The organism is Salinivibrio socompensis S35, assembly GCF_000513715.1.
Classification (GTDB): domain Bacteria; phylum Pseudomonadota; class Gammaproteobacteria; order Enterobacterales; family Vibrionaceae; genus Salinivibrio; species Salinivibrio socompensis.
This window is the reverse complement of sequence record NZ_AQOD01000179.1, coordinates 1-10,608: the sequence shown is the minus strand read 5'-3', so window position 1 is coordinate 10,608 and position 10,608 is coordinate 1. Positions and strand designations below refer to the sequence as shown.

General features: G+C 43.5%; 9 protein-coding genes and 3 pseudogenes. 4 read left to right on the top strand and 8 right to left on the bottom strand.

What is annotated here, in order from left to right; translation table 11 throughout:
• Positions 1 to 69: 69 nt before the first annotated feature.
• The 4 genes and pseudogenes from uhpT to uhpC all read left to right on the top strand — a co-directional run bounded on the left by uhpT (position 70) and on the right by uhpC (position 4,974).
• Positions 70 to 1,455 carry a hexose-6-phosphate:phosphate antiporter gene (gene uhpT, locus DZ54_RS0116200; protein WP_037354965.1) on the top strand — a complete coding sequence of 462 codons (1,386 nt, stop codon included), beginning with the start codon at positions 70 to 72 and terminating at the stop codon, positions 1,453 to 1,455.
• Between the two features lie 105 nt (positions 1,456 to 1,560).
• Positions 1,561 to 2,169 carry a response regulator transcription factor UhpA gene (gene uhpA, locus DZ54_RS0116195; protein ID WP_025675224.1) on the top strand — a complete coding sequence of 203 codons (609 nt, stop codon included), beginning with the start codon at positions 1,561 to 1,563 and terminating at the stop codon, positions 2,167 to 2,169.
• Complete coding sequence (gene uhpB, locus DZ54_RS0116190) at positions 2,166 to 3,674, top strand: signal transduction histidine-protein kinase/phosphatase UhpB (protein ID WP_025675223.1); 1,509 nt, start codon at positions 2,166 to 2,168, stop codon at positions 3,672 to 3,674. The genes uhpA and uhpB overlap by 4 nt, the downstream gene beginning before the upstream one ends.
• Positions 3,675 to 3,685: 11 nt before the next feature.
• Positions 3,686 to 4,974: pseudogene (gene uhpC / locus DZ54_RS22700) on the top strand (MFS transporter family glucose-6-phosphate receptor UhpC).
• 382 nt (positions 4,975 to 5,356) lie between these two features.
• Here the strand turns inward: uhpC and DZ54_RS0116180 are convergent.
• The 8 genes and pseudogenes from DZ54_RS0116180 to DZ54_RS25015 all read right to left on the bottom strand — a co-directional run.
• Positions 5,357 to 6,361, bottom strand: coding sequence for an NAD-dependent epimerase (locus DZ54_RS0116180; protein ID WP_025675222.1), 1,005 nt, complete (start codon positions 6,359 to 6,361; stop codon positions 5,357 to 5,359).
• 31 nt (positions 6,362 to 6,392) lie between these two features.
• Positions 6,393 to 7,514, bottom strand: coding sequence for a glycosyltransferase family 4 protein (locus DZ54_RS0116175; protein ID WP_025675220.1), 1,122 nt, complete (start codon positions 7,512 to 7,514; stop codon positions 6,393 to 6,395).
• On the bottom strand, positions 7,514 to 8,119 hold the full coding sequence (locus tag DZ54_RS26465; protein WP_240474058.1) for a glycosyltransferase: 606 nt from the start codon (positions 8,117 to 8,119) through the stop codon (positions 7,514 to 7,516). Before DZ54_RS26465 ends, DZ54_RS0116175 begins: the two co-directional genes overlap by 1 nt.
• On the bottom strand, positions 8,082 to 8,624 hold the full coding sequence (locus tag DZ54_RS26460) for a glycosyltransferase (RefSeq protein WP_240474057.1): 543 nt from the start codon (positions 8,622 to 8,624) through the stop codon (positions 8,082 to 8,084). Before DZ54_RS26460 ends, DZ54_RS26465 begins: the two co-directional genes overlap by 38 nt.
• 527 nt (positions 8,625 to 9,151) lie before the next feature.
• A complete protein-coding gene (locus tag DZ54_RS22690; RefSeq protein ID WP_025675217.1) occupies positions 9,152 to 9,697 on the bottom strand; it encodes a hypothetical protein in 546 nt (181 codons plus the stop codon).
• A 79-nt stretch (positions 9,698 to 9,776) separates the two neighbouring features.
• A pseudogene (locus DZ54_RS25020) lies at positions 9,777 to 9,935 on the bottom strand (ISAs1 family transposase); the annotation flags it as partial.
• A gap of 78 nt (positions 9,936 to 10,013) precedes the next feature.
• The gene (locus tag DZ54_RS24435) at positions 10,014 to 10,397 is read right to left on the bottom strand and encodes a glycosyltransferase (RefSeq protein ID WP_025675215.1); all 384 of its coding nucleotides are present in this window, start codon (positions 10,395 to 10,397) and stop codon (positions 10,014 to 10,016) included.
• 39 nt (positions 10,398 to 10,436) lie between these two features.
• Positions 10,437 to 10,608 (bottom strand): annotated as a pseudogene (locus DZ54_RS25015) (ISAs1 family transposase); the annotation flags it as partial.

Below are 10,608 nucleotides of genomic sequence, written 5' to 3'. Positions count from 1 at the left end.
GTGTACGAGTAACACCAACGACGATTGCTGAAACTATTGGGTCAGTTATACGAAACGGTTTATTCCTAAATTAGGTGCGGAAACTCGGCTACATTAGATCTGCCCGCTGAACAGCGCAGAAAAATGTGGCTTAAACCGTTCCTGCAATCTTACTTAGTGGTTTTTATTGGTTATCTCACCATGTATCTGGTGCGAAAAAACTTTAATGTCGCTCAGAACGATATGATCAACCAATACGGCCTCTCCATGACCGAGCTCGGTATGATTGGTCTCGGTTTCTCTGTCACCTACGGGATTGGTAAAACCGTTGTTTCCTACTACGCCGATGGCAAGAATACAAAGCAATTTCTCCCGTTTATGCTGATCCTTTCTGGTCTTTGTATGCTTGGCTTCAGCTTTAGTTTGGGTGGCGGCAGCATTAGCCTGTTTTTGATGGTGGCGTTTTACTCTCTGAGCGGCTTTTTCCAAAGCACCGGCGGTCCATCAAGTTATTCAACCATTACCAAATGGACACCGAGTAACAAACGTGGGTCATACCTTGGGCTGTGGAATATGTCGCACAATGTCGGTGGTGCCGGTGCCGCGGGTGTGGCCTTATTTGGTGCCAACGTCTTCTTTGACGGTAACGTCATCGGGATGTTTGTGTTCCCTGCTGTTATTGCAATTATCGTCGGTGCGATTGGTATGCGATATGGTAGTGACTCACCAGAAGCGTATGGACTAGGTACGGTAGAAGAGCTGTTCGAAGAACCGATCAGTGATGAAGATCGTGAAGCTGAAGAAAACAAGATGACCAAAAAGGAAATGTTCTTTAAGTATATCTTGAAAAACAAAATCATCTGGCTACTGTGCTTTGCTAACATCTTCCTCTATATCGTGCGCATTGGTATCGATCAATGGTCTACCGTGTATGCGTATCAAGAGCTGGGTTTCTCAAAAGAAACGGCGATTTCTGGCTTTACCATGTTTGAAGTGGGCGCGCTGGTCGGCACGCTCATGTGGGGATATTTATCTGATCTCGCCAACGGTCGCCGCGCACTGGTTGCTTGTGTGTCGCTAGGTCTGATAGTCATGACGCTGGAGTTCTACCAATATGCCACCAGCGAATTTATGTATCTATCGGCCTTATTCGCACTAGGTTTCCTCGTGTTTGGTCCACAACTATTGATCGGTGTCGCCGCGGTTGGCTTTGTGCCGAAAAAGGCGATCAGTGTCGCCGATGGTGTGAAAGGCACGTTTGCTTATCTTATCGGCGATAGCTTTGCCAAACTGGGGTTAGGGATGGTGGCCGACGGTACGCCAGTCTTTGGCTTAACCGGTTGGAAAGGCACCTTTGCTGCATTAGATGCCTCTGCACTGATTTGCTTAGGATTATTGGCGATGGTGGCTGTCGCAGAAGAGCACAAAATCCGTAAAAAGAAAAAGGCGATGAAGCTCAACGCAAAAGCCGTGTAATAGACCGGACGATCAGCCCCAACACGCTGCTCGCTCAACAATTGATATACCACATTGCATTAGCGTCGTACTGGCGCTAATGTACTGCTTTTTTGCAGGCAGCCTATGATCAACGTTGTACTCATTGACGACCATAGAATGGTACGATCCGGTTTTGCACAACTTCTCACGATTGAGCCCGATATTGCTGTTATTGGTGAATTTGGCTCAGCCAAAGAAGCACGGCATCATTTACCCGGCTTACCTGTCCATGTCTGTATTATAGATATCTCTATGCCTAATGAGAGTGGCCTGCAACTGCTTGAGCAGCTCCCCTCTGGGATGGGTGCACTGATGCTCAGCGTGCATGACTCAGCCAGTATGATTGAAAAGGCACTGCAACTGGGCGCCAAAGGCTACCTGAGTAAAAACTGCCATCCTGATGATTTAATTCAAGCGGTAAGAGCCATCGCACAAGGCGGCTTTTATATAACCAAGGATATGGCGCTACAACTGGCAACGCCAACCAAACCATTAACGTGCCAACTGTCCCAACTCACGCGTCGTGAAAAGCAAGTGGCCACCCTGATCGCAGACGGCCACGCGATTAAACATATTGCTGACCAATTAAAGATTAGTCCCAAAACCGTGCATGTTCACCGCGCGAATGCCATGGAAAAACTCGCGGTCGATAACGATGTGTGCTTAGCCAAAAAACTCCAACAGGATGTATGAATAACGCCACGGTTAACTGGGTAATCAATGCCCTTTGCATTTTGTTTTTTGTACTCTGTGCATGGGTGAGCCTGTGGGTGATCAGCCGTTTTCTCTTGCCCACGAATACCCTCGCAGTGGTATTTTTACCTTTTGCCTGTCGCCTTGGGCTGATTATCACGACCCGTCGTGCGTATTGGACGGCCATATATTTGGCTGAGTGGCTGGCTTTGGCCCTTCTTTTTCACTACTTACCCAATCAAGATTGGCTGCTTTTAGGGTTGCTCAGTGCCCTTTCATGGCCAATATGCCATATACTTACCGCTTATGCGCACCGTCGTCATTGGCCGTTTTTATTGCTCGCGAGTGTGGCAGGGTTGAGCCAAAGCGCCACGATCATCAGTCTTGGATCGTCATTATCAAACGATATGCTGTTATTACTCGCACCGCTTACCGCCATGTTGATTGTCCTACCCTGCTGCTATTTACTCACGTTTTATCTGTTCTCAAAGCCATGGGGCATGGTTTCTGCCCGTATCGCGCATACGTCTATCCGCTTTCATTGGCGCGATGGGCTGATATGCAGCGCCGCATTTATTTTTAACTTACTCATTCAAACGCAATTGCCGCCCTCACTGGACCGTTTTGCGCCGTTTTGTTTAGCCATTCCCATCATTTTGTTTGCGCTAAAATATGGCTGGCAAGGTGCATTTCTTGCGACGCTGTTCAATAGCTTGGCGCTGGTGGCTGCCCATACAGACGCCTCAGCGACCGCCACGGTGGCCACTGTCGAGTTATTATTATCACTTGCGGTGCAAACCATGACCGGTATTGGGCTGGGGCTTGCCGTGCAGCGTCAGCGCGATCTGACTACCGGCATTCAGCAGCAACTGCGCAAAAACCAATATTTGTCGCGTCAACTGATCAGCACAGAAGAAAAGATCCGACGCGATATTGCGCGTGAGCTACACGATGATGTCGGCCAGAACATAACCGCAATTAAAACCCACGCCAATATCATTAAACGATTGGATAACGATCACGCTTATACCTCGTATCTCCAAGTGATTGAAGACATGTCGATGAACATTTACCAATCAACCAAAACCTTGCTTGCGCAATTGCGGCCGACCGTTTTAGATGATGTTAGCTTCGATGAGGCCGTTAGCCAGTTGGTCCATGATATGGGATTTGTCGCCCAGGGGATTGATATAAGACTTTCTATCACTCACCATCAAGCGGTCAGCGATACCGTGCGTGTGACCCTCTACCGAATTTGCCAAGAGGCACTGAATAATATTCATAAACACGCCAATGCACGTCACGTGGCCGTTGTTATTTCATTGGGTCATACTAGCACCTTACACGTGACGGATGATGGTTGTGGGTTTACCCCCAAAGACACCGTTAACGGCTTTGGTCTGAAAGGCATTCGCGAGCGAGTGATGGCGATGGGCGGCGATTGCGATATTCAATCAACCGAACATGGCACATCACTCACCCTATCCCTTCCACACATACCTTAAACAGTAAAATCATGACGACACAGACGCATACCCAAGACACCCTCTACGCCTATTGGCGACGCCATATTATGCTGGGCATGTATGTGGGCTATGCTGGATTCTATTTAACCCGTAAAACATTGAGTGCCGCCTCGCCCGCGTTGATTACCAACCTAGATATCGATATGGCACATATCGGTTTAATGGGGACACTGTTTTCATTAACCTACGGCGTGTCGAAATTTGTATCGGGAATGATTGCGGATCAAACCAACTCACGTTTTTTTATGAGCATCGGGCTGATATTGACAGGCGTGATTAGCCTGGTTTTCAGCCAAGTGCACAGTATTGCTGCCTTGACTGCATTATGGGTGGCCAATGCTTGGTTTCAGGGATGGGGATGGCCAGCGTGTGCTAACTTGCTGACGAGTTGGTATTCACGCAACGAGCGTGGCGTGTGGTGGGCAGTCTGGAATACAGCACATAATGTCGGCGGCGCCATTGTGCCGGTGCTAGTCGCGTATTTAGTTATCCATGTGAATTGGCAGGCAGGGTTTGCATTGCCGGGCGTGGCCGCGATAATGATTGGGCTGTTATTGTTTTTTTACTTACGAGATAAACCCAGATCACTTGGGTTGCCTAATATTGGTGATTGGCGCAAGGACAAGCTTGAACAATTTCACGAAGCAGACAGCCCCTCTTTGACCTATCGCACTATTTTGCATCGCTATGTGCTCACCAATCGCTATCTGTGGTTACTCGCGGTCAGCTATATCATGGTGTATATCGTCCGCACCGCCATTTACGACTGGGGTAATATTTATCTTACCCAACAGCATCACTACAGCTTGATTCAAGCCAATGTCGCCTTGGCGATGTTTGAGGTGGGCGGAGTTTTGGGCTCTCTTGTCGCAGGCTGGGGATCGGATCGTGTCTTTGCCGGTAACCGCGGGCCTATGTGTATTTTATTTGCCACCGGTATTTTTCTCTCTGTGGCGGCGTTCTGGTTATTTCCGTTTTCCGATATTTTTATTCACGCGCTGTTGCTATTTTGTGTAGGTTTTTTTGTGTTTGGTCCGCAAATGCTCATTGGAATGGCGGCCGCTGAATGCTCGCACAAACAAGCGGCTGGTGCATCGACCGGCTTTGTTGGCATTTTTGCTACTTAGGCGCCGCCGCCGCTGGCTATCCATTGGCACTGATTATTAAGGCTTTTGCTTGGCAGGGCTTTTTTATCACGATAGCGTTATGCGCGGTGACCATAGGGCTGGTATTGCTGCCTTTTTTAAGAATGCAGGTGGATACGAGCGCGGGAAAATAGAACAAGAAAGAAAATGTATTGTTCAGTATATACTCAGGCTTCTGTTATCAACACCAATGGAATCACCTGACGGAATACGGAATACGGAATACGGAATACGGAATACGGAATACGGAAAAAGCATATCGTACCTGACCTTATCCTGAGTACCGATTACTGAATACAGAGTACAGAAAAAGCAAAAAATCCAATGCAAGCACGAGGCGGCTCTTTCCCGTACTCTGTAAGCGCAGCGCTCCGTATTCCCATTCACGAATACCGATGACGGAATACAGAGTACAGAAAGAGCAAAAACGCAGAAGCGAGCACGATCTGTTCTATCTAGTTTCTAGTCTCTAGAAGCGCAGCGTCTCGTCTCTTTCCGTACTCCGTATCCAAGCACTTACATTTGGTAGAATTTTTTATACCAATCAACAAATTGCGCGACGCCTTCTTTCACGCCCACTTTTGGTTGGTAGCCGGTAGCCTCGAACAAATCTTGGGTATCGGCATAGGTTTGGTATACATCACCGGGCTGCATGCCGCGAAAATTTTTCTTCGCCTCAATGCCAAGCTCAGATTCAATCGCTTGGATAAAGTCCATTAGATTGATTGGGCTACCGTGGCCAATATTATACACCGCATAAGGCGCCGAACTTGAGGCTGGCGAGCCACTCTCAACCGTCCAATCATCATCACGCTGTGGCAGCACATCTGCAATCCGTACCACGCCTTCGACGATATCATCGATATAGGTGAAGTCGCGCCACATATCGCCGTGGTTGTTAATATCAATGATCTCACCATCAAGAATCTTTTTAGTAAAGATAAATGGCGCCATATCCGGACGCCCCCACGGGCCATACACGGTGAAAAAGCGCAAGCCTGTGGTCGGAATATCGTAGAGATGCGAATAACTGTGCGCCATCAACTCATTGGATTTTTTGGTCGCGGCATACAGCGATACGGGATGGTCAACCGAGTGATTAGTCTCAAACGGCACCTTAGCGTTCAAGCCGTATACCGAGCTTGACGAGGCATAGACTAAGTGCTGAACTTTCGTATTCCGACAGCCTTCTAGGATATTCAAATGGCCAACAAGATTTGAATCGGCATAGGCATGCGGGTTATCCAGCGAATAACGTACCCCCGCTTGCGCGGCAAGGTGGATAACACGGTCAAACTTTTCTTGCTCGAATAGCTGTGCAACCGCGGTGCGATCGGCAATATCAAGCGACACAAAGGTAAAGCTCGCTTGAGGAATGTTATCTAACCGTGCTTGTTTGAGTGATACTTCATAGTAATCATTGAGGTTATCCACCCCAACCACCTGATGTCCCTGTGCTAGCAGTTTTTTTGCCACGGCACTGCCAATAAAACCGGCCACGCCGGTGACGAGATATTTCATTATATTTCCTTTAACCCTGCACAAACGAATACTATTTCTGGTTTAATACACAACGGACTGTGTCAATGTACTTATTTATAATGATTTTCTCATCAAACGTTGATTGCATCTTTACTCTACTCGACTGCCCCATAGATAATCTTTTGGTATGCCCTATTTCAATCATCATTTTCATTGCTTCATAAAGGCTAAAAGTGTCTTGTGTATGACAGAGAAAACCATTAATATTATGATCGACTGTCTCGCGACAGCCCACATTATCCGTTGTAATTATAGGTTTACCCATAGCGCCAGCCTCTAACAATGTCTTCGGGACCCCTTCACGGTAGAATGAAGGCAGTACCATACAATCAACTTGTGAAATTTCTTCCTCAACTTTATCAGAAGTACCTAGGTAAGTAACGATACCTTCATCAATCCAAGCTTGCATTTCACTCTTAGATACCGCAGAGGGGTTATCAACATCAAGAAAACCCAACAGGCGCAACTCTATATTTTCACTATATTCCTTTTTGAGCATTCTTGCTGCTTCAACATAGTGCCCAACTCCTTTGTCATAAAGCATACGAGCAATTAAAAGGAAGCGCACTATGCCATCATCAGGCGCAGGGATTACAACAAATCGTGATAGATCTACGCCGGAACCAGGCAATCGTTCAGAAACTTCACTCTTAATAATATTGTTACTAATAAATAACTCACGATCTTCCTCATTTTGAAAGAAAACCTTATCCGCAAATTGTTGGCTAAATTTATATAAAACTCGCGCTATTTTTGAGGTTAAACCTTCGTTAACGAATAAAAACCCAAGACCTGCAACGTTATTGATCACTTTCGTTTTATTGAATGCTGCAGCTATAGTGCAATATATATTATTCTTAGGAGTAAAGTTGAGCACAACCTCAACGTTTCTTTTTGATAATATCGAGTAAAATGATAAGAGTGCCTTTATATCATTAAACGGATTTCTTCCACCTTGATCAATATCGATATGAATAAATTCTGCACCTATATCTTCAAGCTGTCTAGAGTAGCTATCTCTTGGTGCAATAGCGATGACGACATATTCCTCTTCTAAAAGAGATCGTATCGTATTTTTTCTAAAATTATAAAGATACCAACTTGTATTTGCGGTAATAGCTATTATATTCATTAATTAAACCAAACTTGATGATAGCTAGATACCATCTTCTCGATGCTAAAATTATTTATAATTCGCTCACGGCAGGCTTGTTTTCTGGCTTGCCACGCTTGCGGGTTGTTTTGTTTTTCTTCCATAGCTTCTAATATCGCATTTGCTAAAGCTTGTGGATCTTTAGGCGGCACTACCCATCCAGTATCACCTACAATAATCGCTGCATCGCCAACATCGGTAGTAATACAAGGAGTACCACAGGCCATAGCTTCTGCTACAACATTTGGAAACCCTTCACCAAATGAGCTAGATAATATATGAACATCCAGACTATTCATTATCGTTGCAATATCTGTGCGCTGACCTAAAAGAGATATATTATCTTCAAACTCTATTTTTTTAATCTTATCCATTAAGAATAGATTATTCGAGGTGATATCTTTACCAATAAGAACGGCACTGAATTCAGAGCATCGTCTTTTTACTAAGTCGAGTGATTTTAATAATCCAACATGATCTTTCTGAGGATTAAATCTACCAATCGTCCCTAATAAAAATTTACTATTTAAATCATTTAAAGAGCCATCACAATTTTCGTTTTGGATAGAAGACCGACAGGTCATAACCATTACCAATCACTATCATCTTTTCGCCAGAATAGCCTAGATCAATATGAACGTTTCTCGCCTTATTGGCACAACAAACAATACCCTTTGGTACTAATGAGCTAATTTTAGCACAGAACTTTGCAATCAGTATGGTAGAACTTTTGGATTCGTTTGGTTTAAGCTCTGTATGTCGAATATTCCAAAAAACATTTTTATATCCAGCTAAACGTGCAACCACTCCACCAATAAGATCTGCATGGTACATCCATGTTTGCACAACTTCGGGGTTATACTGGCGGATCAGATTATATAACTTTATTAATGCCGAAAGGGGGCGTGTTGATAAATTTAAACAATAGACTTGAACACCTATCTCTTCTAATAAAGGGCCGTATTTCCCTTCATCCATTAAGGAAACAACAATATATTGGTTACTCTTATCGTATTTACATAGTCGATAAAGTACAGACTCTGCACCACCATCATTCAAGCCGGTAATAACATGTAGTATTTTTTTCAAAACAACCTCGCGGCAACAATTTTTTATTTGTTTTTAGATATATGAAATAAATTACAATAACAAAAAAAGAAAAAAAGTTTGTTCTATATCTCACAGCAGACCCTGGATTTAACGCACCGAATGGGTAATGAACAAAAAGAATCCAACTCAAGGATATTATAACAAGAGAAACAAACATTACATTTAATTTTCTATACCTAGCAAAATTTAAAATCGTAATAATACATAAGAAAACAAAAACAATAACAATAAAAAAACTTTCCATAAAAACGAGAAAATGCGTAGGCTTGGCAATAGATTCGGAGAACGTCGGCCCCCAGAAACCTATAAACATCCCATAAAGAGCATTTCTAAAAACATCATAGTCATTAACCCAAATATCATTTACTCTGGTGCTACCTGCATCAAGACTAAAATGTTTAGGCATGATAAAAGAGTAATCGTTAATAACATCTCGAAAATAGTAAAGCAGACCAATAGATAAAAATAAAAATAGAGACAAGATGAAAAGTTTACCATTAGCCGTTTTAAAAAAAACTCGTCGTAAGCATAATATAAGTAAAGATTGAAAACAAACCTATCATATACTGAGGCTTAAATATAACACAGAGATAGAAACAAAGAAAAACTAAAGGCTTGCAAGTGATTTTTTCTTTGTTCATTAATTTAAATAAAAAGCCAAGAATTACTCCCATAAAGAAAACGCCTATAGCTTCTTTTGATGCAATTGAAGACCAAATGCTGAAACTAGGCAAACACAGAAACAACAGAACTTTAGTTTTTTGGCTATGAGTAAACCCTGCTCTTTCTACCGCATAGTAGACACCGTAAACGGCAAGAAGTACGAATGGTACATTAGCTAAAGTTGGCCCGAGAACTTTTGAAAATGAATGTGCCAAAAAATCCATCATATGCGTAGAACTATACCACCAGCTCTCTGAACCATAAGTTCTACCACCTAGGTATCTATATGTGTCCCCCAACTGAGTAAACCTAGTGTAAACAAATAAAGCTAGTAACATGTATGTCAGTTTGGCCAAAGTATAAAAAAACCAAACTTTTCTTACTCTCACAAGAAAAAATCCTCTACATTTATTTTATCGAAAAGCGATTAAAAAATACGGAAACACGGAAAAGGTATGAAGATCCGCGTCACGAAAGGCTTCCCAGCACGGTCTGCAGGTACTCTTGGTCCATCGCGCACGTCATTCGCTCGCGTTGAATGTCGGCTTTGAAACTCTTCTCTTGCTTTAATAAATTCAAAACCATTTTCCTTATTCGTGCAAAGACTTCCGCTCTGTCATCGCTCTTATTAGTAAGGACTTTTATCCTACTTTAAGCTACCTTTGGAAAAATACGAAATCAGCGAATCCATTATTTTATTCCAACTCATTCCAACGCTGTCAAAATAGCCTCGTAGTTAGTGATAACGTCCGAACAAAAATACTTATAAGCTGATGCCTGCACCGCTTCTCTTGCAAGTGGCTTTTTCAAAGAGATTCGACATACTTTTTGTAAATCATCTACTGATAGATGATCGACCAAATATCCATTCACACCCTCTTGAATAATTTCCCTCGGACCACTTGGACAGTCGAATGCCACCACAGGAGTACCTAATATAATCGACTCTATCAATACGTTTGGAAAACCTTCATAAAGTGAAGTTAGTAACGTACCCCTAGCGTGGAGATAGTAAGGGATCATATTAGTTTGAAAACCTTCAAAATCAACCCGATCGGCAACACCAAAATCCTGTGCGCATTGCTTCAAAGACTGTTCTAGGCCACGGAAAACGCATGAACATCCGCGTCACGAAAGGCTTCCCAGCACGGTCGCTAGGTACTCTTGGTCCATCGCGCACATCATTCGCTTGCGTTGAATGCCGGCTTTGAAACTCTTCTCTTGCTTTAATAAATTCAAAACCATTTGCCTTATTCGTGCAAAAACTTCCGCTCGATCATCGACTCTTATTCGGCAAGCA

Bases quoted from the DNA above. Each gene is read 5' to 3' on its own strand.
- DZ54_RS0116175 (WP_025675220.1), bottom strand. From the start codon at position 7,514: ATGAATATAATAGCTATTACCGCAAATACAAGTTGGTATCTTTATAAT.
- DZ54_RS26465 (WP_240474058.1), bottom strand. From the start codon at position 8,119: ATGACCTGTCGGTCTTCTATCCAAAACGAAAATTGTGATGGCTCTTTA.
- uhpA (WP_025675224.1), top strand. From the start codon at position 1,561: ATGATCAACGTTGTACTCATTGACGACCATAGAATGGTACGATCCGGT.
- DZ54_RS0116180 (WP_025675222.1), bottom strand. From the start codon at position 6,361: ATGAAATATCTCGTCACCGGCGTGGCCGGTTTTATTGGCAGTGCCGTG.
- uhpB (WP_025675223.1), top strand. From the start codon at position 2,166: ATGAATAACGCCACGGTTAACTGGGTAATCAATGCCCTTTGCATTTTG.